The following is a 22,432-nucleotide window of genomic DNA, read 5'->3' as shown; positions in this document are numbered from 1 at the left end:
TGGAGTTCCCCTATCGTTCTTGGCTGGCCGTTCCTACTGACTTTCCCATTGCGCGCGGTCGGAAGCCCCTGGCCTCGTCGGGCTCCAGATTCGAGAATATGCCGGTGAGCAGATCCGCCCATTTCCGCTGCCCGGCATCGCCGGCGATTTCGTCGTTGCGGATTTCGATCATCGCGCAGGCAAGGCCGCGCGAACGCGCGTGCCGTTCCAGCGTGAAATAGACGCGGTCGGCCGGCGAATAGGGTTCGTTGACGCCGACCGTGACGCCGGAGAGCCGCTGCAGCGCCGATATCAGCGGCGCCGCCAGGCGGCGATCCTCGTCATGGATGATGCCGATATGCCATGGCCGGCTCTTGCCCTTGTAGATCGGCGTGAAGGAGTGCACCGACACCAGCCGTGTCTCCTGGCCGCGCGCCAGCCGCTCGTCGATGATCCGGGCGATCGTGTCGTGGAACGGGCGCCAGGCAAGGTCGATCCGCGTAGCGCGCTGCTTGTCGGACAGGCCCGAATTGCCGGGAATGGCTGTCGTCTCGCTGACCGGCGGAACGAGGTCCGGCGCGTCCAGCGGCCGGTTGCAATCGATGACGAGCCGCGACACGCGGGTCTCGATCAAAGTGGCATCGAGCGCTTCGGCCATGCGGCGTGCGACGGGAAGCGCGCCCGGGTCCCAGGCGATATGGCGCGAAAGGTCCGCGGCCGGGAGGCCGAGCGTCCCAAACTCGGCGGGAAGGACGTTGGAAGCGTGGTCGCAAGTGATGACGAAGGGGCTTGAGCCGCCAGGGTTGGTCACCCTTACGGTTTCAGACGGTGCAAGGCTGACAGGCCGTGCTTTCTCCATGCTGCCGTCCCCTGGGGGGAGCGCTGTATCGTATGTTACGTATTTTGTCTCATTGCGTCCCTGTGAATGATTTCATACAGTTTGACCGGCTTTGTCAAACGCGAATTCGGGAAAACGGCGGCGGGCGGCCAACAGGCGGGGGAAACATGATTTCCAGCATTGCCGAACTGATCTCGGACCGCATCGGGACGATGCCGGCCGGCGAGCGCCGCGCGGCCCAGACGCTGATTGCCAACTATCCTTTGACCGGGCTGAAGACGGTCGCCGAATTCTCGGCCGCGGCCGGCGTGTCCTCGCCGACGATCTTGCGCTTCGTCGCCAGACTCGGCTTCCAGAACTATCCTGAATTCCAGTCGGCGCTGCAGGATGAGTTGGCGGCGCAATTGCAGTCGCCCGCTTCGCGCACGCTCGATCCAAGCTCGGCCGGCGGCGCCGTCTCGCCGATGCTCGAGGCGACGCTCGACAACATGCGCGAGACCTTCCGGCACCTCACCGACAAACAGCTTGCCGACATAGCCGCACGGCTTGCCGAGCGGCGCGGCAAGACCTTCCTCATCGGCGGTCGCTTCACCGATCCGCTGGCCCGCTACATGGCCGCCCATCTCGCCATCATTCAGCCGGATGTCTATCACCTCGCCGGCCAGGAGAGCATCTGGCGTGACCGCCTGATCGACATGGGCAAGCGTGACGTTCTGGTGATCTTCGACATCCGCCGCTACCAGGAAAGTCTCGTCCGCTTCGCCGAGAAGGCGCATCACCGCGGCGTGCAGATCATTCTCTTCACCGACCAGTGGCTTTCGCCGATCGCCCGCTTCGCCCGCCACGTGATCGCCGGGCGCACCGCCGTGCCTTCGGCCTGGGATTCCTCCGCCGCCTTGTTCGTGGTCGCCGAAACCCTTATCGGCGCCGTGACCAGGCAATTGGAAGCGGCCGGCGCCAAGCGCATCCGCGATCTTGAAAGCCTCCGCTAGCGAGGCGGAAGCCGGCGGCGAAATGCGGCAAAACGCAAGAGTCCGAACGGCGTCCGGGCCTCAGGTTACCGAGATTTAATGTGCACGATTGCGTGATAATTGCCATAAACCGCTGATATCGGGGTGTGGCGTGGCCGGTTTTCGCCCCCAGCCCGTATCGTCGAAGTGCCTGCTTCCGCTGGAATCCGGCAGACGAGCCCTGCCGCTGGAGTGTCGATGTCGAGCTGGAAACAGATTGTTGCAGCGTTTGTGATTCTGGTCGCCGCCGTGGCCGCCTGGGCACGCTTTTATCCCGGCGCGCCTCAGATACTGGCGCGCTGGGGAATGGACTGGGCCATCGCCGGGACACCTCCTGCAACAGAGAGCGCCGCCGCTGGTCCCGGCCAGTCCGGACGCAACCGCAGCGGTCAGATCGTCACCATCGTCGCTTCGCCTGCCGGCACCGCCACCATCAACGACAGGCTGCAGGCGATCGGCACCGGCCGCGCCAACGCGACCGTCACCGTCAATCCATACTCGTCCGGACGCCTCACCGAACTGCTGGTCCAGTCCGGCACGCATGTCGAAAAGGGCGATGTCATCGCCAGGCTCGATTCCGAGACGGAAGTGATCGCGCGTGACCGCGCCCAGGTGGCGATCGAGGATGCGCAGTCCAAGCTCGACCGGGTAAAATCGCTCAGGGCGTCCAATGCGGCGACGCCTGTAGCCGTCGCCGACGCCCAGGTGACGCTCGCCAACGCCAGGCTGGCGCTGCGCGATGCCGAGCTCGCGCTCGAGCGCCGCTCGATCGTGGCGCCGATCGAAGGCACCGTCGGCATCCTGCCGATCGCCGCCGGCAACTATGTCACCAATCAATCGGCGATCGCCACGCTCGACGACCGCTCCAGCATCCTGGTCGATTTCTGGGTGCCGGAACGCTTCGCCGCCGCGGTCAAGGTTGGCGCCCAGCTGTCGGCCACGCCTCTGGCCAACCCCAACCAGGTCTATACCGGCACCGTCTCGGCCATCGACAACCATATCGACGAGAACAGCCGCACGCTGCTCGTCAAGGCAACGATCGCCAATCCCGCCGATTCGCTGCGCGCCGGAATGTCCTTCCAGATCGGCATGCGGTTCCCCGGCGATACCTATCCGGCAGTCAGCCCGCTCGCCATCCAGTGGGGGACCGACGGCGCCTATATCTGGGCCGTCGACAACGGCAAGGCCAAGCGCGTTCCGGTGCGCATCATCCAGCGCAACACCGAGACCGTGCTGATCGATGCTCCGGTCGTGAGCGGCGACTTGGTGGTGACCGAAGGCACGCAGAGCGTCAGCGAAGGCGGCGATGTCCGCATCGCCGGCGAGGATCGCGCCGCCGGGACCGAGGGCTCATGAGCGGCGTCGGCGACGCCGCCGCGGGATCTGGCCTGACGGCGCTTTTCATCCGCAGGCCGGTCATGGCCTTCGTGCTCAACACGCTGATCGCGGTTGCCGGGCTTGCCGCCTTCTGGGGCGTCGAGATTCGCGAATTGCCGGATGTCGACCGCCCCGTCATCACCGTCAACACCACCTTCGAGGGCGCGGCCGCCGAAACCGTCGACCGTGAGCTGACCGATGCGATCGAAGGCGCCGTCGCGCGCGTTTCGGGCGTCAAGTCGATCTCGTCCACCTCCTCCTTCGGCCAAAGCCGCGTCACCATCGAATTCAACGACGGCGTCGACCTCAACGTCGCGGCCTCCGACGTGCGCGATTCCGTCAGCCGGATCACCAATCAGTTGCCCGAGACTGCCGACGCGCCGCGCATCGTCAAGGCCGACGCGAATTCGGACCCGGTGATGCGGCTGGCGGTCACCTCCGACACCATGTCGGTGCAGGACATGACGGTGTTCGTGCAGGACCGCATCGAGGACGAGCTCGCCGCGGTGCCGGGTGTCGCCGACGTCCAGGTCTCCGGCGACCGCGACAAGATCTTCCGCATCGACGTCGACCAGAACAAGCTGGCGAGCCTGGGCTTCACCGTCGCCGACCTTCGAAAGGCTCTTGCCTCGGTCGCCTTCGATTCCCCGGCCGGCTCGATCACCACGACCAATCAGGACCTCATCGTTCGCACGACCGCCGACGTGACCACGCCGGAGGAGTTCGAGAACATCGTCATCGGCGGCGCGACCCGTATCCGCGATGTCGCCACCGTGACGCTCGGGCCCGATATCGGCCAGACCTCGCTGCGCTCCGACGGCAAGACCGGTATCGGCCTCGGCATCATACGCCAGGCGGAATCGAACACGCTCGACATCTCGACCGGCGTGAGGGCCGCCGTCGCCAAGCTGCAAGAGGCGTTGCCTGCCGGCATGTCCATCAAGGTGACCAGCGACGACGCCGTCTTCGTCAATGGCGCCGTGCACGAAGTCGAGATCGCGCTGGCGCTGTCGGTCTCGATCGTGCTCGTCGTCATCTACGCTTTCCTGCTCGACTGGCGCGCCACGCTGATCCCCGGCCTGGCGATGCCGGTCGCCATGATCGGCACCATCGCCGCGATCTATCTCGCCGGCTTCTCCGTCAACATCCTGACGCTGCTGGCGCTGGTGCTGGCGACCGGCCTTGTCGTTGACGACGCCATCGTCGTGCTCGAAAACATCGTGCGCCGCCGCAACGAAGGCATGGGGCCCCGCGCAGCGGCGGTGCTTGGCACGCAGGAAGTGTTCTTCGCCGTCGTCGCCACCACGCTGACGCTGGTCGCAGTCTTCGTGCCGATCTCCTTCCTGCCGGGACAGACAGGCGGCCTGTTCCGCGAATTCGGTTTCGTGCTGGCGATGTCGGTGCTGCTCTCCTGCGTGGTCGCGCTGACGCTCTGCCCCATGCTTGCCTCGCGCATGCTGACCAGCGCATCGCTTCACCATGAAGGCGGTACCGGCATCGGCGCGCGCATCGGCGGCGCCTTGCACGGGCTCTACAAGCATTGCCTGCGTCTTTGCCTCGACGCGCCCTGGATCGTTGTCCTGGCCGCGCTCATTTTCGCCGGCACCGCCTTTACGCTGTTCGGCACCATCCGCCAGGAACTGACGCCGACGGAAGATCGTGCCGTGGTGCTGTTGCGCATCAGCGCGCCGCAAGGCGTCAGCCTCGACTACACGACCGAGCAGATGCGCAAGATCGAGCGGCTGATCCAGCCGCTGCGCGATTCCGGCGAGATCCGCTCAACCTTCGAAAACGCCGGCAACAACGGCTCCTACAATTCGGGCTTCATGGTGATGACGCTGGCGCCCTGGGACGAGCGCAGCCGCAGCCAGCAGGAGATCATGGCCGACATCAGCCGCCTGACCAGGCAGGTGCCGAGCGTGCGCGTCTTTCCGGTGCAGCCGAACAGCCTCGGCATTCGCGGCGCCGGCAACGGCCTGCAATTCGCGCTGGTCGGCAACGACCGCAAGGCGCTGAGCGAGGCGGCGGTGAAAATCGTCGACGAGATGCGTCAGGATCCGCGCTTCCAGACGCCGCGCCTCTCCGTCGACCCGACGCAGCCGCAGCTTGCCGTGGCGATCGATCGCGAACGCGCCTCTGATCTCGGCATCGACATTACCGGGCTGGCCGACACGCTGCAGGCCATGCTCGACGGCAACGATGTTGTCGACGTCTACATCGCCGACCGCAGCTACGGCGTGAAGCTGGTCTCCACCACCAACCCGATCAACGACCCGACCGACCTGGAAAACATCTTCCTGAAGACGTCCGATGGCCGTTTCGTGCCGATGTCGACCATCGCCACGCTGACCGAGCGCGCCGTGCCGCCGTCGCTGACGCGCGAGCAGCAGCAGCCCTCGGTCGCGATCACCGCCAATCTCGGCAGCGGCCTCGCGCTCGGCGAGGCGCTGACCCGCGCCGATCAGATCGCGGCGCCGCTGCTGCCACCCGGCGCGCGCATTCTGCCGCTCGCCGAAGCCGCGACACTCGGCGAGAGCAACAACGCCATGATTGCCGTCTTCAGCTTCGCCCTGGTCATCATCCTGCTGGTGCTGGCCGCGCAGTTCGAAAGCTTCGTCAGCGCCGTCATCATCATGGCGACGGTGCCGCTCGGGCTCGCCTGCGCCATTTTCGCGCTGCTCCTGTCGGGCACCAGCCTCAATGCCTACAGCCAGATCGGACTGGTGCTTCTGGTCGGCGTCATGGCCAAGAACGGCATCCTGATCGTCGAGTTCGCCAATCAGCTGCGCGACCGCGGGCTCGGCGTGCGCGAGGCGATCGAACAGGCTTCGACCATTCGGCTACGCCCGGTGATGATGACCATGATCTGCACCGTGCTCGGCGGCGTGCCGCTGGTGCTCGCCGCCGACGCCGGAGCCGAGGCGCGCGTGGCGCTGGGCTGGGTCATCGTCGGCGGCCTTGGGCTCGCCACTGTCTCGACTTTGTTCCTGACGCCTGTCGCTTATCTCTTGCTTGGCCGCTTCGTCACGCCGAAAGCGCATGAGGAAGCGAGGCTGAAGCGCGAGCTCGAGGAAGCCGTGTATGTCGACGCGGAGCCGGCCGAGTAGACTATCTCAACAGCCGACCCTCGATCGACCAGCGTGCCGCCAGGAAGTTCAGCACAGCGGCCACCACGACACCGATGATCTTGGCCGGCCACACGCCGATGGCCCCCGCGAGAGCGGCGATCGACAGGCTGGAAACGCCAAGCGAAATCAACGCGCCCAGCGAGACGAAGCGCAGGAAGGACTGGCGGAGCCGGATGCCCGGGTCGCGCTCGAACGACCAGAAGCCGTTCGCCGCGAAGGAGAAAAGGACCGCGACGAACCAGGCGCCGACATTGGCGGCCAGAGCCGGTACCGCGAGCTTGAGCAGCAGGAAGAATGCGGCGAGGTCGATGCCGCTGTTGACCAGCCCGACCAAGGCGAAACGAACGATCTTGTTGCCGGTCGAACGCTGCGGCTGGCCGGCGCTCATGTTTTGCCGTCCATGACGCGCATTCCGGCCCGTTCGAGGCTGGCGCCGAAATCCTCAGAACTCAGAACCGTGAACTCGACCTCACGCGCGCCCTGCATCGGGTCTCGCGCCCGTAAACTGTCATCGACTTGACCCGGATGGCACATGAACACCCCTTGTTCGGGCAAGGTGTCGATCGCGCCGCGCAGCGTCGGAGCGAATTTCTCCGGCTTCCGCCAGTCATAGATGCCGCAGAGCGGCGTCATCACGCTGAAGCCGGCCCGCTGCATCGACCTGTTGAACCCCACGGCCAGAGCAGCGATCGCCGCGATCTTGGCCGCCGCGTCCAGGCCGGCAAGCCCGGGCGCGCCGCGTAGCGCGGGCTTGTGTGCGCTTTCCCCAAACCGGGTGAGCAGCCAATTCCGTACCGCGGGAAGAAAATGCACGTGCTGGTGCCCGTCGATGTGATCGGGCGGGCCAACCAGCGCTTCGGTGAAGCGGTCGTACTGGGCGTCGAGCTCGGCATGAACGTCCCGCTCGTCGATACGCTCGCGCCGCACCGGCAGCGCAAGAGAGGCAAGCCCGGGCAACTTGCCGTCCGGCGCCAGGCTGGACGATCCGGTCACGGCTATCTGATCGGTCAGGGTCAGGTGCAGCCCGACGGTCGCGCGTTGACGGAACGGCCTGATGCGCGCCGCCGCCTCTTCCCATTCGGGAAAGCCGGTCATGCAACTTGTCCCGGTCAGGCGGCCGCACTCGATGAGGTCGAGGATCGCACCCGATACCCCCGGCGCCAGCCCGTAGTCGTCGGCGATCAGGCGGATCGACCTGGTCATCTCTCGGAAGCAACCTGCTCGGCGGCATTGCCATGCAACACGTCGCGCACGATGTAGACGGGCCGGTCCTTGCTTTCGCTGAGCGTGACCCAGACATACTCGCCGATCAGGCCGAGCAGCGCCAGGTTGAGGCCTCCAAAAAGCACGACGGCGACCATGATGCTGGGGTAGCCGGGCACGGCGATGCCGTAGAACAGCACCTCGAAGAGCACCTTCACGCCATAGGCGAGACCTGCGAATGCCGCGAGCAATCCGATGAGGCTGATGACGCGCAGCGGGATCACGGAAAACGAGGTGAACCCTTCAAGCGAGAACGCGATCAGGTTGAACCTGGTCCATTTCGACGTGCCGCCGGAGCGGTTTTCCGGCGAGTAAAGCACCGCCTTCTGGCGAAAGCCGGCCCAGGCGAACAGGCCCTTGTTGAAACGCCGCTTGTCGCGCACGCTGGTCAAGGCACGTGCCACCGCGCCGCGCATGACACGGAAGTCTCCGGCATTCTCGGGAATATCGAAGCGCTGGCTGCTGTTGATCAGCCTGTAGAAGAGCCGCGCCAGCTGGCTGCGCCGCCAGCTCCCCTCGCGCCGGTCGTTCTGGGCGTAGACGACATCGATTTCGGGATTCTCGACCAGCTCGCCGATCATCCTCAGGCTGATATCCATGGAATGCTGGAGGTCGGAGTCCATGATCAGGACCATGTCGCCGCGGGAATGATCAAGGCCGGCGAGCACCGCCGCTTCCTTGCCGAAATTGCGGCTGAGCCGCACGATTTCCCACGAGCCCGACAACGCCGCAGCGAATGTCTCGGCGCTGCCGTCGCGGCTGCCGTCGTCGACGAGTATCTTGCGGACGGTCATGCCGAAGCGCTCCGCCACGGCCACTTCCAGCCTGTCGAGCAACCCAACGAAGGCGATCGCGGATTCGGCCTCGTTGAAGAACGGCGCGATGACGTCGAGCATCTCAGCCATGCGCGACGGCTCCGGGGGTCGGCACTTTGTCCCCGCCTCGCCCCCAGAACCAGGCGACAAGCATGCAGGCGACTATGCTGGTGCTGATTGGCCACAGCCACAAGTGGAAAAGATCGTGCAGCCGGAGATCGACACTGGTCAGTCCGGTAACGAAGAGGAGTATCGCCGGCAACCAGCGCATGACCGCGTTTTCCTTCTCCCGCCACATCAGGGCGATGGAAAGGCCGGCTGGCACCGCCACCATGGCATAGGTGTTCTGCTCGACCCGCGGATTGAAGACGCACATGTAGAACGCCGCAATGAGGAATACGGCCAGTCCGCCGATGTTGGAGTCCAGCCTGCGGTCCAACTGAAGCACCGCCCAAAGCGCAAGCAACCCCACGACGACGCGCACGATCGTCGCCTCGGCTTCGGACAGCGGCATCCCAAACCGCGTGAAAGGCGCTGTGAAGTCGGCCGGAACGAAGGGACCGGTTGGGTCGACCGTCATCGACGTCAGCATGCGGAAGAAATCGTGGTACTGGGCGTTGATGTAGTCCGCGGGCGCAAAACCATAGGGGATGGCGAGCACGACGAGCACCGCCAGCACCAGCACCGGTATCAGCCGGGGACGCAGCGCTCCCACCAGAAGCAGCATGATGATCGCCGTGGGCTTGGCTATGACCGCAAGCGTGGCCCAGAAGAAGCTTTCAGCCCGGCGCCCCTCGAGCGCCGAGAGCGTGAGAAACCAGCACGCTCCGGTGAGCAGGATCGTCGCCTGGCCGTTGCGAAGCGCCGCTAGCGCCATCGGCAAGGCAAGGAACAGGCCGAAGGACAGCAGCCATGTCTGCTCCTGGCCGTCGATCCTGCGCACCTGACGCATTACGGCGAAAGTCAGCGCGCCGAAGCCCAGCACGTGCCACAAAACGCTGCCCAGATGCGGCCCGAGCTTCACCAGGGGAACGTAAAGGGCGGCGAAGGCGGGCGCGTAGAGATACCCCATCGCGGCCTGGACGTGATACAGCGGTTCACGGCTCAGGAAAGCTTCGCTGCCATGTCTGTAGATATAGACCACCGAACGCGTATCGGGCGACCATAGCGCCAGGCCAAGCACAATCAGAAACGACCCGACCCACAGCCAAAACCCCAAACGGTCGAAAACCGGCTTGGTTACCGTCATAGCGCACCCCGCGTTCCGACCAGGATGGCGTTCCCATCGCCGCCTGGCCTTCAGCGCCGGCGAGATATCACATCGAAATGAAATAGAACATACGAGCGTGACTGTTACCGGCGCGGGGCAAAGGACGGCGCAACAGCGGCGTTTTTCCGCCGCCACCTTGTCGATCACAGATTTGTGTTCAAGGCGTCGGCCGTGGTCTGAACAGCTGCGATCGGCGCCCGGGGAGCTTACGGTTTGATGAACACCTTTCCGTTGGGCCTAGCGAGCTCGGCCGGCAGCCGCGCCATCGCCTCGTCCAGCGGCACCACTGCCGCGACGTCGGTCGACCAGCGTCCGTCGGAAAAGCGCTTCTGCGCTTCCAGCACCGCCGGGCCCAGCCTGTCGCGGAACTGGCGCATCCATTCGGCCAGCCAGAAACCTTCGACACGCTTGTGCTGGAAGATCAGTTGGCCGGGCTCGCGGATCACCGTCGGCTCGGCGTCGAGCCGGCCATAGACGATCCAGCGCGCGCGTTTCGGCATGGCGTTGAAAATGGTGGAAGCCAGCGGGCCGGTGACGGCGTCGAGGAAGATGCGCGGCTGCTCAGCCTTCATCACCTCGCGCAGCGCCGCCTCGAAATCCGCCGCCTTCTCGTTGAGCACATGGGCGGCGCCGAGCTCTTTCAAAAGCGGGATCTGCTCGTCGCGACGCACCGTGACGATCGGCCGGAAACCCGCCTCCTTCGCCAGCCCGATGATCAGCTTGCAGAGCTGGCTGGCGCCAGCGCTCATGACGAAGGCCTTTTCGCCCTCTTGCTTGACGATGTCGAACATGGCCAAGGCCGTCAGCGGATTGACGATCATCGCGGCGCCGTCCTCGTCGCGCACCGTATCGATGAGCGGGATGCAGGACGCCGCCTCGGCGACGGCATAATCCGCCCAGGCGCCCCAGTTCGACACGCCGGTGGCGAAGGCGACGCGTTTCCCTGCGAGGCTCCTTGCATAGGGATCATCGCCCGTGGCGACGACAATGCCGACGCCCTCGAAACCCGCCGGACGGCCCTTTACCCGCGGCTGGCCGTACTGGCCCTTGATGAAGGCGATGTCGGACGGGTTGATCGAGGCGAGGCTGACCTTGATCAGCGCTTGCGACGGACCGGGCGCGGGCACGGCGACGCTGCCGGGCTGGAGATAAGGCTCCATCGCCTCCAGCGCGGCCGCCGAAGGCGTCCTGGTGTAACCGTCGCCGACAAGCAGCAAGCCCCACATTTGCGATGGAAGCGTCATGATCGTCAGACCTTCTCCTGCGTGTATTTCTTCAGTTCCGTGCGCGCCACCTGCCGCCGGTGCACCGCGTCCGGCCCGTCGGCCAGCCGCAGCGTCCTCAGATGCGTCCAGGAGCGGGCGAGCGGGGTATCCTGGCTGATGCCTTGCGCGCCGAACATCTGCACCGCCTCGTCCGTGACTTTCAGCGCGACGCGCGGCGCCACCACCTTGATCTGGCTGATCCAGGGCGCGGCGGCGCGCGCGTCGCCCTGGTCGATCATCCAGGCGGCCTTGAGGCAGAGCAGCCGCGCCATCTCGATCTCCATCCGGCATTCGGCGATGATGTCGAAATTCGCGCCGAGCTTGGCCAGCGACTGACCGAAGGCCTCGCGCCGCACCGAGCGCTGGCACAGCATCTCCAGCGCCATCTCGGCCTGGCCGATGGCGCGCATGCAGTGATGGATGCGGCCAGGCCCCAGCCGCCCCTGCGCGATCTCGAAACCCCTGCCCTCGCCGAGGATCAGGTTCGCCGCCGGCACCCGCACATTCTCGAATCTCAGATGCATATGGCCGTGCGGGGCGTCATCGTCGCCATAGACCTGCATGGGCCGCAGCCTGGTGATGCCCTTGCTGTCGGAAGGCACCAGGATCATCGAATGCCGGCGATGCTGCGGCTCTTCGTCCGATCCGGTCCTGACCATGACGATATAGATGGCGCAGCGCGGATCGCCCGCGCCGGAAGCCCACCATTTCTCGCCGTTCAGCACATAGTCGTCGCCCTGCCGCTCGCAGCGCATCGAAATGTTGGTCGCATCCGAAGAGGCGACGTCAGGCTCGGTCATCAGATAGGCCGAACGAATCTTGCCCTCGAGCAGCGGCTCCAGCCAGTCCCGCTTGTGCCCTTGCGAGCCGTAACGCTCCAGCACTTCCATGTTGCCGGTGTCGGGCGCCGAGCAGTTGAACGTCTCGGCGCCGAGATGCGCCTTGCCCATCTCCTCCGCCAGATAGGCGTATTCGACGGTGGAAAGGCCATAGCCGCGCTTGGAATCGGTCAGCCAGAAGTTCCACAGGCCGCGTTCGCGCGCAGTCTTCTTCAAGCCTTCGAGGATTTCCGTCTGCCTGGCCGTATAGGACCAGCGGTCGCCGCCCTTGCCGATCTCGGCGAGAAATTCTTCGCCGAGCGGCGCTATCTCGTCGCGCACCATCGCCGCCACTCGCTGGTGGATTGGCCTCAGCCGCTCGGTCATGCCGAGATTCATGTCCGTCATCGCTTCCGGCCTTTCCAAAGATAAATCTTTACCCGTGGCAAGGATGACCGTACTTCGGCTAGCCTTGTCAACGCGAGTCCTTGGGCGAGTCCCCGGCCTGGCCGGATGCGGAGAAACACGATGAGCTATCTGGACAAGCTGTTCTCGGTCGCCGGCAAGACCGCGCTGGTGACGGGTGCTGCGACCGGCATCGGCCGCATGGTGGCGACCGGACTGGTACGCGCCGGCGCTCATGTGATGATCGTCTCGCGCAAGGGCGGGGATTGCGCGAAAGTCGCCAATGAATTGAACGCGCTCGGCGGCTCCGGCCATGCCGAGGGCTTTGCCGGCGACGTGTCCAGCGAAGCGGGCATCGCCGCTCTGGTCGCCGAGGTCAAGGCGCGCACGGAGCGCCTGCACATCCTGGTCAACAATGCCGGCATTTCCTGGGGTGCGCCTCTGCAGGATTTCCCCTACCACGCCTGGGCCAAGGTGTTCGGCGTCAACGTCACCGCCGTCTTCCACCTGACGCGGGAGCTCTTGCCGCTGCTCGATGCCGCCGCGAGCGACGAGGATCCTGCTCGCGTCGTCAATCTCGGCTCGGTGATGGGCACCCAGCCGCTGGCCGACGATGCCTATTCCTACGCGGCCTCGAAAGCGGCGGTGCATCATTTGACTCGCACGCTGGCGATCGAGTTCGCGGCCCGCCGCATCACCGTCAACGCCTTTGCGCCTGGTCCTTTCCAGAGCCGTATGACGGCGTTTGCCACCGCGACCGAGGAGCAGGCGAAACATGTTGGTAACCATGTTCCGCTCGGCCGCATCGGCGTGGCGGATGACATTGCCGGCGCAACGCTTTATTTGTGCAGCCGGGCCGGCAGCTATGTCACCGGCGCCATCCTGCCGATCGACGGCGGCCAGTCGGTGCAGCATGGAATGACTTTGTTCAAGGAATAAGGTGCCCGGTTCGAGGAATCGTAATCCGGGCGGGGGTGCGGAGGACATCAGCGTGGAACCGATCAGTCTCGATACGCTTGTGGCAAGCGTCGGCAAGGAGGTCGGCGTCTCGCCCTGGCGAACGGTGACGCAGCGCATGATCGATCAGTTCGCCGATGCGACCGACGACCACCAGTTCATCCATTGCGATCCGGAGCGCGCCGAGCGCGAAACGCCCTTCGGCGGCACCATCGCTCATGGTTTCCTGTCGCTGTCGCTTCTGTCGGCAATGACCTTCGAGACGATGCCGCCGCTGGAAAACACCAAGATGGGCGTCAACCACGGCTTCGACACGCTGCGTTTCCTGGCGCCGGTGAAGACGGGCTCGCGCATCCGCACCCGCTTCGTGCTGGCGGACGTCAAGGTGCGGCCGTCCGGCTGGGTGCAGACGGCGCATGATGTGACCATCGAGATCGAAGGCTCGAAGAAGCCGGCGCTGACGGCGCGTTGGCTGACCTTGACGCTGATTGAGCGTCAGCCCGAGAACGCATGAGCGGCGAGGCCGGTGCCATAGACCAGGCGGCGCTTGCGCCCTATCTCGAGGCGCATATCCCGGGTTTTACCGGCCTGTCCGCGATTGAAAAATTCAAATCTGGGCAATCCAATCCGACCTATCTTTTGACCGCCGCCAGCGGCCGCTATGTGCTGCGCGCCAAGCCGCCGGGACAATTGCTGAAATCCGCGCATCAGGTCGACCGCGAATTCCGGGTCATGCAGGCGCTTGCCGGCACGGCTGTGCCGGTCCCGCGCATGCTGCACCTGTCGGGTGAAACCTCCCCGATCGGCCGCATGTTCTATGTCATGGAATATCTCGACGGCCGCATCTTCTGGGATCCGTCATTGCCGGACTTTTCCGGCAATGACGAGCGCGCCGCGATCTACGACGCGATGAACGCGACGCTTGCCGCCCTGCACGATGTCGATGTCGGCGCCGTCGGCCTTGGCGATTTCGGCAAGCCCGGCAGCTATTTCGAGCGCCAGCTCGCGCGCTGGACCGGCCAGTACCGCGCCTCCGAAACCGAAACCATAGCCGATATCGACAGGCTGATTGCGTGGCTCGAAACCCATATACCGGCCGATGACGGCCGCGTTTCGCTTGTCCATGGCGACTACCGGCTGGACAACATGATGTTCGCGCTCGATGCGCCGAAAGTCATCGCGCTGCTCGACTGGGAGCTGTCGACGCTCGGCCACCCCTTCGCCGACCTCGCCTATCAATGCATGCAATGGCGCCTGCCGCATGCCTCCGGCTTTCGCGGCCTCGGCGGCGTCGGCCGCGCCGCTGCCGGCCTGCCGTCCGAGGAGGCCTATGTCGCAGCCTATTGCAAACGGCGCGGCATCGGGAAGATCGACAACTGGACCTTCTTCCTCGCCTTCTCCTTCTTCCGGCTGGCGGCGATTTGCCAGGGCGTCTATCGCCGCGCGCTGGACGGCAATGCCTCCAATCCGGAAAAGGCAAAGACCTATGGGCAAGCGGTTAAGCTGATCGCGATACTCGCGGCGGAGCTGAGCGGCGGGAAGAACTGAAGAAAGGAAAGCTGAGCGATGGGCCGTTTCGATGGGATGACGGTGCTGGTCACCGGCGCGACGGGCGGCCTCGGCCGCGGCGCGGCAAAGGCTTTCGCGGCGGAAGGCGCGCGGCTCGTGCTCTCCGATCTCGACGAGGCGGCGCTCGGCGATTTTGCGGCGACGCTCGACGCCGAGACCGCTCACCTTGCCGGCAACATCGCCGACGAAAAGCTCTCGGAGGATCTGGTGCAACTGGCCGTCGAGAAATTCGGCCGGCTCGACATCGCCGTCAACAATGCCGGCATCGTACACAACTTCGTGCGCTTGCCGCAGGTGACCTCGGAAGAGGCGCGCCGCGTGGTCGAGGTCGACCTGCTCGGCGTCTTCTATGCCATGAAGCACCAGATTCCTCAGTTGGAACGGCAGTTCAGGGAAAACGGCAAGGGCGGCATCATCGTCAACATCGCCTCGGTCGCCGGTCTATCGGGCGCGCCGAAACTTTCGGTCTATGCCGCCGCCAAGCATGGCGTCGTCGGGCTGACGCGCTCGGCCGCCGTGGAATATGCCAGCAAAGGGATACGCATCAACGCCGTCTGCCCGGCCCACACCCGCACGGCGATGGTCGACGGCTTCGTGCGTTTCACCGGAGCGCCCGAAGCCGAAGCGCTTGCCGAACTCACGCGCGGCGTGCCGATGAAGCGTGTCGGCGAGATCGACGAGATCACCACCGGCGTCCTGTTCCTTGCCGACCCTGCCAACTCCTTCATGACCGGTCACGCGCTGGCGCTCGACGGCGGCATTGGCGCCATTTGAGCATGCCGGGAACGGCTTGCGTCCGCAATCGCGTTAACCGAAGAGCTTGAACGGACGTTGCGGAACCGGAACGCTCTCTTGTCCGTTTCCGTACAGCGTATATAATTTCGTCAGGCAACCAATCACAAAGGCAGCGGACATTGACGCTGAGCGTTCAGAAACGCCGCGAAAAACAGAAGGCGGAGCTTCGCTCCGAACTGGTCGCGGCGGCTCACAAGCTGGTGCAGGAAGAGGGTTACGAGGGCCTCACCATCCGCAAGCTCGCCAAGCGCGTCGGCTACGCGCCGATGTCGGTCTATTCCTATTTCGCCGACAAGCAGGACATCCTGTTCGCGCTGGCCGAAGACGCCTTCGAGACGCTCGCTCGTCGCATCGAGGACCACCCCGCCGACGACCCGATCGAGGCGCTCAAGGCGGTGATGACCGAGTACGCGGCTTTCGGGCTCGGCAATCCCAACGAATACCGCACCGTCTTCATGACCGAGAAGACCAAGCTGCCCGAAGGACGCAGCTACGAGGACATGGAAGAGGGCAATCCGGCCATGAAGGTGCTGATCAAACGCGTCGAGGCCTGCGTTGCCGCCGGCAGACTTAAGGGCGACCCGCGCGCCATCGCGACCATGCTGTGGACCGTGGGCCACGGCACGATTTCGCTCTTGATCACCTTTCCCTTTTATCCGTTCGGCGACGCCCAGGCCTATGTGAAGCGCATGTGCGATTTCACGCTTGTGGGGTTGCAGGCGCAGGATATTCCGCCGCTGACCGCAACGCCCGTCAACTGCTGATCTCTTTGATCGTCGGCTCGCATCGCTTCGCCTGATTTGCGGCGGCGAATTCCTGTGTTCAAAAAAATTTGTCGTACACGTACAGATTCCTCCTTGAATTCCGACTCTATTAACCGTATTTGTACGCCGTATCGTACGTGTACGACGAGATTGACTGGAGACGGAAAATGAAGAAGACCCTCCTTGCGCTCGCCACCGTGCTGGCTTTCTCGGGTGCTGCTTTCGCTGGCGCGAGCCAGCCGGCCAAGCATGCCCCCGCGGCTTGCGCTCAGACCAACGCCAGCGTGAAACTCGACTGCACGTCGACCGGTTCGGTCGAAAAGGCGGACGCCAACAAGACGACGAAGAGCCCGCGGCTCGGCATCGATGTCAGCCCGTGGTTCGTGCCCGGCCTCTAAGTGCCGGCCGGCTTTTAAGATCTCAACATCGAAACGGGTGGCATCCGGCCGCCCGTTTCGTATCCACCTGTATGGCGCCAACTGAAACGGTCGGCGACAGCACCTATTTCTTGCGCGGCTTGCTCCCGGGTACCGTCTTGGCCTTGCCGGTTTTGGCGGGAGCGCCGGGAATGGTGGTGCTGGTGATCGACACCGGATCGCTGGCTGGGAATGTGTCCTCGAGGCCTTCCTCGAGTTCCTCGTCCTCGACCTGGCGATGCTTCTCACGCTCGAGCGAGCGGACGGCCGAAGTCTTCCTGGGCGATTTCGGCGCGGATTTGGATGGCATCGCGGTCTCCCTCAAGTCGCAAGAACGGGCTGGATCGGCGATGGTTCCTGCCACGCCGCATCCCTTCGGATAGCGTGGCGCAAAGATCAGTTCGCCGCGTCGCTCGCCGCTTCCGACAGCAGAGTAAAGACATAGTCCGCGAAGGAACGCCAGCACTCCACACGGAACGCGTCGGCCGCGATGCGCAACAGCACGATCTCGGATTTGCCGAGAATGGTGCGCGAGGCAGCACCCACCGGGAAAGCCTCGAGCGACAGGTCCTGCGGACAGCCCGAATTGACCGTCATCGCGGCCGCTGGCCCGGTGACCGAGATTGCGACATTGCGGTGCGAGATGCCGACCGCCGAATGCAGCGCCGTCACCTTGGCACAGTCGGCGAGCGGATCGTTGCCCGCCTCGTCGATGATCAGCCATTCGTCCGGCCCGAGCCACAGCGCCATGCGTCCGTCCTTGGTCGCCGAGGTCTTCGGCTTGGCCGGCAGCGTCACACCGAGCGCCTTGGAAAGTGCTGCGACCGAAGCCTGCGGCGCGCGCAGCGAGATGCGTTCGGCCGGCGGCAGCATCTCCACTTTTACGCCCGGCGCCGAGACCGTGCGGCCGGCGAATGCCGGCCGCCGCTCGACGGAAGGCGCGGCAGCAGCGGCTTTTGTCTTGGCGGCGGCCTTAGCCATTGAGGCGTTCTCCCTTCTCGTCGACGAACACCATGCCGGTGACTTCCACCTCGATCGTGCCGTTCGGCATCGGCACGTAGAGCGTCTGCCCCATGCGGTCGCGACCGCCGGCGACCAGCGCCAGGGCGATCGAGCGGCCGCAATTCTCCGACCAATAGCTGGAGGTGACGTGGCCGATCATCTTCATCGGGATCGGCTGCTTCGGGTCGGCGACGATCTGCGCGCCCTCTTCCAGCACGACCTTCGGATCCTTGGTCTTCAAGCCCACGAGCTGCTTGCGGCCCTTGGCTACAAGGTCCGGCCGGGTCAGGCCGCGGATGCCGACGAAATCGGTCTTCTTCTTGCCGACCGCCCAGTCGAGCCCGGCATCGTTCGGCGTCACCGTGCCGTCGGTGTCCTGGCCGACGATGATGTAGCCCTTCTCGGCGCGCAGCACGTGCATCGCTTCCGTGCCATAAGCAGTCGCGCCATGCTTCTGGCCTTCAGCCCACAGCGCTTCCCAGACCGCCTCGCCGTAATCGGCAGGCACGTTCACTTCAAAACCGCGCTCGCCGGTGAAGGACATGCGGAACAGCCTCGTGGGCACGCCGCAGATCTTGCCCTCGCGCACCGACATATGCGGCATCGCCTCGTCCGACATGTCGATGCCTTCAACCAGCGGCGCGATGATGTCACGCGACTTCGGCCCTTGGACGGCTATGACCGCCCACTGTTCGGTGATCGAGGTCAGCCAGACATTGAGATGCGGGAACTCGGTCTGGAGGTAATCCTCCATGTGGTTCATCACGCGCGGCGCGCCGCCAGTCGTCGTCGTCACATGGAAGCGGTCGGGCGCCAGCCTGCCGACGACGCCGTCATCATAGATGAAGCCGTCCTCGCGCAGCATGATGCCGTAGCGGCAGCGGCCAGTTTCCAGCTTCTCCCACGGGTTGGTGTAGAGCAGTTCCATGAACTTCGCCGCATCCGGCCCGACCACCTCGATCTTGCCGAGCGTCGAGGCGTCGAACAGGCCGCCCACTTTTCGCACCGTCACGCATTCGCGGTCGACGGCGGCGTGCATGTCCTCGCCGGCCTTGGGGAAATACCAGGCGCGCTTCCAGTGACCGACATCCTCGAACACAGCACCTTGCGACGCGGCCCAGCCATGCGTTGCCGTGCGGCGGGTCGGGTCGAAGAGCGCACCCCGCGCGTGGCCGACGATCGAGCCGAACGTCACCGGCGTATAGGGCGCGCGGAACGTGGTGAGGCCGACCTGCGGGATCGGCTTGCCGAGTTCCTCGGCGGCGATCGCCAGGCCATGCATGTTCGACGTCTTGCCCTGGTCGGTCGCCATGCCGTTGGTGGTGAAGCGCTTGACGTGCTCGATCGAGTGCATGCCTTCATGCACCGCCTGGCGGATGTCCTTGGCGGTGACGTCGTTCTGGAAATCGACGAAGGCCTTGACCGTTGTGCCCTGCCCGGCGCCGGGCCCGGCGCCCAGCATGCCGCGCGACCAGCTCTCGCCGGCATCGACCTTCGGCTTGGCGCTCTTCCTGGCGCTGCCGCCGGCGTCCTTCGCCGCCTTGGCGCCGGCCGCATAGGCCTCGTCGACCGTCGCGTCCAGTCCGTCCGTGCCGTTGCAGGCACCGGCCGAGACGCAGTCCTGCGCATAGGTGCCGGGCACGAAGCGCTTGGTCTCGTCGTTGAAGGCGACCTTGCCGCGCGACTGCGAGAACAGATGCACCGACGGCGTCCAGCCGGCCGACATCAGGATCGCGTCGACCGGGATGGTCCGCTCGCCGCCGCCATTCTTCGGCTGCACCGTCATCGACGACACGCGCAATTTGCCGCCGGCGCTGACCACGGCGCGGCCGAAATTGATCTCGATGCCGAGCGCCCTCGCCTCGTCGATCACCGCGCCGGCGGGATTGTCGCGCAGGTCGACGATGGCAGCGACATTGACGCCCGCCTTCTTGAGATCGATCGCGGCGGCGTAAGCGGAATCGTTGGCCGTATAGACGCCGACATTCCTGCCGACCGCCACGCCATAATGGTTGAGGTAGGTGCGCGCCGCCGAAGCCAGCATGACGCCCGGACGGTCGTTGTTGGCGAAAACCATGTGGCGCTCGATGGCGCCGGTGGCGATGACGACGCGATTGGCGCGAACCTGCCACAGGCGCTCGCGCGCCAGCTCGCGGCCCGGGCTCTTGAGATGGTCGCTGACCCGCTCGACCAGGCCGACGAAGTTCTGCGCGTAGTACCCAAAAGCAGTCGTGCGCGACAGCACGCGCACATTGTCCATCGCCTTGAGCCTGGCGATCGCGCCTTGAGCCCAGGCAAAGCCGTTCTGGCCGTCGATCCTGGCGCCGCTCTCGAAGCGCAGGCTGCCGCCGAATTCGGCCTGCTCGTCGGCGAGGATCACCCGCACGCCCGTTTCGGCGGCGGCAAGGGCAGCTGCAATGCCGGCGGCGCCGCCTCCCAGCACCAGCACCTCGCAATGCGCGTAGCGGGCGGCATAATGGTCCGGATCCGGCTTCTCCGGCGAAACGCCGAGGCCCGCCGCAGCGCGGATCTTCGGCTCGTAGAGATCCTTCCACGCCCACTTCGGCCACATGAAGGTCTTGTAGTAGAAGCCGGCCGAGAACATCGGCGAGGCGATGTCGTTGACGGCGCCGACGTCGAAGGCAAGCGACGGCCAGCGGTTCTGCGAATTGGCCGTCAGCCCGTCATAGAGCTCCTGCACGGTGGCGCGCACATTGGGCGTCTTGCGCGCATCGTCGCGCACGATCTGCACCAGCGCGTTAGGTTCTTCCGCGCCGGCCGACAGGAAGCCGCGCGGCCTGTGGTACTTGAACGAGCGGCCGACCAGATGCACGCCGTTGGCGAGCAGCGCCGAGGCCAGCGTATCGCCCTCGATGCCGGAATAGGCCTGGCCGTCGAAGCTGAACGATGCGGTCTTCGCCTGGCTGAGGCGACCGGCGCCGGAGATACGGAATGCAGCGCTCATTTCGCGGCTCCAGGCAGTTTCGCCGGCTTCGGTTCGCCGGCCTTGTAGGTCATGACGAACTTGTCGGTGACGGTGTCGCGGACGGCGTTGAAGAAGCGCGCGCAGCCATGGATGTGCCGCCAGCGCTCATAGATGACGCCCTTCGGATTGGCGCGGATGAAGAAGAATTTCTCGAAATCGTCGTCACTCTCGCCGGCAATGTTGGCTGAGCGCACGACATGCGCCTCGCCGGCATTGCGGAACTCGAGTTCCGGGCGCTCTTCCTCGCAATAGGGGCAGCGGATGAGAAGCATCTGTGTGATCCTAAAACTTGCCGTGACCGGCGCGCGCGTCGGCCGAGTGAAAGCAAAGCGGCTGAGCCATCATCAGTGCGCCACCGCCGCCGCGGCCGCTTCATCGATGAGGCGTCCCGTGCGGAAACGCTCGAGCGTGAAGGGCGCGTTGATCGGGTGCGGCTCGTCCTTGGCGATCGTGTGCGCGAAGACGTTGCCCGAGCCGGGCGTCGCCTTGAAGCCGCCGGTGCCCCAGCCGCAATTGACATAGAGGCCCTGCACCGGCGTCTTTGCCAGGATCGGCGAGCGGTCGGGCGTCACGTCGACGATGCCGCCCCAGGAGCGCAGCATCTTCATGCGGGTGAAAATCGGGAACATCTCGCAGATGGCGTCGAGCGTATGCTGCAATATGTGCAGGCCGCCGGTCTGCGAATAGGAGACATACTGGTCGGTGCCGGCGCCGATCACCAGTTCCCCCTTGTCCGACTGCGAGATATAGGCGTGCACGGTGTTCGACATCACCACGCAGGGCACGACCGGCTTGATCGGCTCCGACACCAGCGCCTGCAGCGGATAGCTTTCGAGCGGCATGCGCACGCCGGCCATGTTCATGATAACGGAGGAATGACCGGCCGCGACCACGCCGACCTTCTTGGCGCCGATGAAGCCGCGCGTCGTCTCCACGCCGCTGACCGCGCCATTGGCCGCGCGCTTGATGCCGGTGACCTCGCAGTTCTGGATGATGTGCACGCCGCGCGCCGAGGCGCCGCGCGCATAGCCCCAGGCGACCGCGTCGTGGCGCGCCGTGCCGCCGCGCCGCTGCAACGCGGCACCCATCACCGGATAGCGCGCGTCCTTGGAGATGTTGAGCGGCGGACAGAATTCCTTCGCCTCTTCCGGCGTCAGCCATTCATTGTCGATGCCGTTGAGGCGGTTGGCATGGATGTGGCGCTTGAAGACCTGGACGTCGTGGACATTGTGCGCCAGCATCATCACGCCACGCGCCGAATACATGACGTTGTAGTTGAGCTCCTGGCTCAGCCCATCCCACAGCTTCAGCGCATGATCGTAGATGCCGGCGCTTTCGTCATAAAGGTAGTTGGAGCGGATGATGGTGGTGTTGCGGCCGGTGTTGCCGCCGCCGAGCCAGCCCTTTTCCAGCACCGCGACGTTGGTGATGCCGTGCTCGCTCGCCAGATAATAGGCCGTCGCCAGGCCATGCCCGCCGGCGCCGACGATGATGACGTCGTATTCCTTCTTCGGCTCGGGCGACGTCCACTGCTCTTCCCAGCCCTTGTGGCCGCGCATGGCCTCGCGGGCAATGGCGAATACCGAGTATTTCTTCACGTTTCAGGCCTCGCGCCAGTAGCTTTCGCGGATTTGCGGCCGGGCATTCCCGCCTCGGCGCGCGAGGTGTATCACTAGCGAAACCGCGCTGTCATCCTTGCGCTGTTTGCGACGGCACTTGCCGTTTTGCGCCGTGCCGCGTAATGCCCGCGCGCCGATGGCAAGGCAGCTTTCGGG

The 22,432-nt window shown here is 65.1% G+C and carries 21 protein-coding genes; 9 read left to right on the top strand and 12 right to left on the bottom strand.

Annotated features, from left to right (window positions below):
• Nucleotides 1-10: 10 nt before the first annotated feature.
• Complete coding sequence (locus FJ424_RS04030; RefSeq protein ID WP_140651442.1) at nt 11-838, bottom strand: N-formylglutamate amidohydrolase; 828 nt, start codon at nt 836-838, stop codon at nt 11-13.
• A gap of 146 nt (nt 839-984) precedes the next feature.
• On the opposite strand from FJ424_RS04030, the gene FJ424_RS04025 reads away from it, so the two are divergent.
• The 3 genes from FJ424_RS04025 to FJ424_RS04015 all read left to right on the top strand — a co-directional run bounded on the left by FJ424_RS04025 (nt 985) and on the right by FJ424_RS04015 (nt 6,311).
• Nucleotides 985-1,809, top strand: a complete 825-nt coding sequence (locus tag FJ424_RS04025) for a MurR/RpiR family transcriptional regulator (protein WP_140642359.1) — start codon at nt 985-987, stop codon at nt 1,807-1,809.
• 216 nt (nt 1,810-2,025) lie between these two features.
• Complete coding sequence (locus FJ424_RS04020; RefSeq protein WP_140651440.1) at nt 2,026-3,183, top strand: efflux RND transporter periplasmic adaptor subunit; 1,158 nt, start codon at nt 2,026-2,028, stop codon at nt 3,181-3,183.
• Complete coding sequence (locus tag FJ424_RS04015; protein WP_140651438.1) at nt 3,180-6,311, top strand: efflux RND transporter permease subunit; 3,132 nt, start codon at nt 3,180-3,182, stop codon at nt 6,309-6,311. The genes FJ424_RS04020 and FJ424_RS04015 overlap by 4 nt, the downstream gene beginning before the upstream one ends.
• A 1-nt stretch (nt 6,312) precedes the next feature.
• Here FJ424_RS04015 and FJ424_RS04010 read toward each other — a convergent pair whose 3' ends face one another.
• From FJ424_RS04010 to FJ424_RS03985, 6 genes are read right to left on the bottom strand one after another with little or no spacing between them, the layout of a single operon-like run.
• Nucleotides 6,313-6,720, bottom strand: a complete 408-nt coding sequence (locus FJ424_RS04010) for a GtrA family protein (protein WP_140651436.1) — start codon at nt 6,718-6,720, stop codon at nt 6,313-6,315.
• The gene (locus tag FJ424_RS04005) at nt 6,717-7,535 is read right to left on the bottom strand and encodes a ChbG/HpnK family deacetylase (RefSeq protein ID WP_140651434.1); all 819 of its coding nucleotides are present in this window, start codon (nt 7,533-7,535) and stop codon (nt 6,717-6,719) included. The genes FJ424_RS04010 and FJ424_RS04005 overlap by 4 nt, the downstream gene beginning before the upstream one ends.
• On the bottom strand, nt 7,532-8,500 hold the full coding sequence (locus FJ424_RS04000) for a glycosyltransferase family 2 protein (RefSeq protein ID WP_140642370.1): 969 nt from the start codon (nt 8,498-8,500) through the stop codon (nt 7,532-7,534). Before FJ424_RS04000 ends, FJ424_RS04005 begins: the two co-directional genes overlap by 4 nt.
• The gene (locus tag FJ424_RS03995) at nt 8,493-9,827 is read right to left on the bottom strand and encodes a glycosyltransferase family 87 protein (protein ID WP_246677136.1); all 1,335 of its coding nucleotides are present in this window, start codon (nt 9,825-9,827) and stop codon (nt 8,493-8,495) included. Before FJ424_RS03995 ends, FJ424_RS04000 begins: the two co-directional genes overlap by 8 nt.
• Nucleotides 9,828-9,886: 59 nt before the next feature.
• Entirely contained in the window at nt 9,887-10,924 is a 1,038-nt protein-coding gene (locus FJ424_RS03990) for a zinc-binding dehydrogenase (RefSeq protein ID WP_140651432.1), read from the bottom strand.
• 5 nt (nt 10,925-10,929) lie between these two features.
• Entirely contained in the window at nt 10,930-12,171 is a 1,242-nt protein-coding gene (locus FJ424_RS03985) for an acyl-CoA dehydrogenase family protein (protein WP_140651430.1), read from the bottom strand.
• 120 nt (nt 12,172-12,291) lie between these two features.
• Here FJ424_RS03985 and FJ424_RS03980 point away from each other — a divergent pair, with 120 nt between their 5' ends.
• The 6 genes from FJ424_RS03980 to FJ424_RS03955 all read left to right on the top strand — a co-directional run bounded on the left by FJ424_RS03980 (nt 12,292) and on the right by FJ424_RS03955 (nt 16,651).
• Nucleotides 12,292-13,107: an SDR family oxidoreductase gene (locus FJ424_RS03980; RefSeq protein ID WP_140651429.1), complete on the top strand. Its 816-nt coding sequence runs from the start codon at nt 12,292-12,294 to the stop codon at nt 13,105-13,107.
• 46 nt (nt 13,108-13,153) lie between these two features.
• The gene (locus tag FJ424_RS03975) at nt 13,154-13,639 is read left to right on the top strand and encodes a MaoC family dehydratase (RefSeq protein WP_281405136.1); all 486 of its coding nucleotides are present in this window, start codon (nt 13,154-13,156) and stop codon (nt 13,637-13,639) included.
• Nucleotides 13,636-14,673 (top strand): phosphotransferase family protein, encoded by a 1,038-nt coding sequence (locus FJ424_RS03970; protein ID WP_140651427.1) that lies wholly within the window; start codon nt 13,636-13,638, stop codon nt 14,671-14,673. Before FJ424_RS03975 ends, FJ424_RS03970 begins: the two co-directional genes overlap by 4 nt.
• Nucleotides 14,674-14,691: 18 nt before the next feature.
• Nucleotides 14,692-15,468 (top strand): SDR family oxidoreductase, encoded by a 777-nt coding sequence (locus FJ424_RS03965; protein WP_140651425.1) that lies wholly within the window; start codon nt 14,692-14,694, stop codon nt 15,466-15,468.
• 140 nt (nt 15,469-15,608) lie between these two features.
• Complete coding sequence (locus FJ424_RS03960) at nt 15,609-16,253, top strand: TetR/AcrR family transcriptional regulator (RefSeq protein WP_140651424.1); 645 nt, start codon at nt 15,609-15,611, stop codon at nt 16,251-16,253.
• A gap of 167 nt (nt 16,254-16,420) precedes the next feature.
• Nucleotides 16,421-16,651 (top strand): DUF680 domain-containing protein, encoded by a 231-nt coding sequence (locus tag FJ424_RS03955; protein WP_140642390.1) that lies wholly within the window; start codon nt 16,421-16,423, stop codon nt 16,649-16,651.
• A 103-nt stretch (nt 16,652-16,754) separates the two neighbouring features.
• Here the strand turns inward: FJ424_RS03955 and FJ424_RS03950 are convergent, their stop codons facing one another.
• The 5 genes from FJ424_RS03950 to FJ424_RS03930 form a co-directional block, all read right to left on the bottom strand.
• Complete coding sequence (locus tag FJ424_RS03950) at nt 16,755-16,979, bottom strand: hypothetical protein (protein WP_140642392.1); 225 nt, start codon at nt 16,977-16,979, stop codon at nt 16,755-16,757.
• Nucleotides 16,980-17,065: 86 nt separating this feature from the next.
• Complete coding sequence (locus tag FJ424_RS03945) at nt 17,066-17,650, bottom strand: sarcosine oxidase subunit gamma (RefSeq protein ID WP_140651422.1); 585 nt, start codon at nt 17,648-17,650, stop codon at nt 17,066-17,068.
• On the bottom strand, nt 17,643-20,636 hold the full coding sequence (locus FJ424_RS03940; RefSeq protein ID WP_140651420.1) for a sarcosine oxidase subunit alpha: 2,994 nt from the start codon (nt 20,634-20,636) through the stop codon (nt 17,643-17,645). The genes FJ424_RS03945 and FJ424_RS03940 overlap by 8 nt, the downstream gene beginning before the upstream one ends.
• Nucleotides 20,633-20,929: a sarcosine oxidase subunit delta gene (locus FJ424_RS03935; protein ID WP_140651419.1), complete on the bottom strand. Its 297-nt coding sequence runs from the start codon at nt 20,927-20,929 to the stop codon at nt 20,633-20,635. The genes FJ424_RS03940 and FJ424_RS03935 overlap by 4 nt, the downstream gene beginning before the upstream one ends.
• Before the next feature lie 72 nt (nt 20,930-21,001).
• Nucleotides 21,002-22,255, bottom strand: a complete 1,254-nt coding sequence (locus FJ424_RS03930; protein WP_140651417.1) for a sarcosine oxidase subunit beta — start codon at nt 22,253-22,255, stop codon at nt 21,002-21,004.
• Nucleotides 22,256-22,432 lie beyond the last annotated feature (177 nt).

The sequence above is a fragment of the Mesorhizobium sp. B3-1-8 genome (genome assembly GCF_006439495.1).
GTDB lineage: Bacteria > Pseudomonadota > Alphaproteobacteria > Rhizobiales > Rhizobiaceae > Mesorhizobium.
This window is presented reverse-complemented; position numbering and strand designations above follow the sequence as displayed.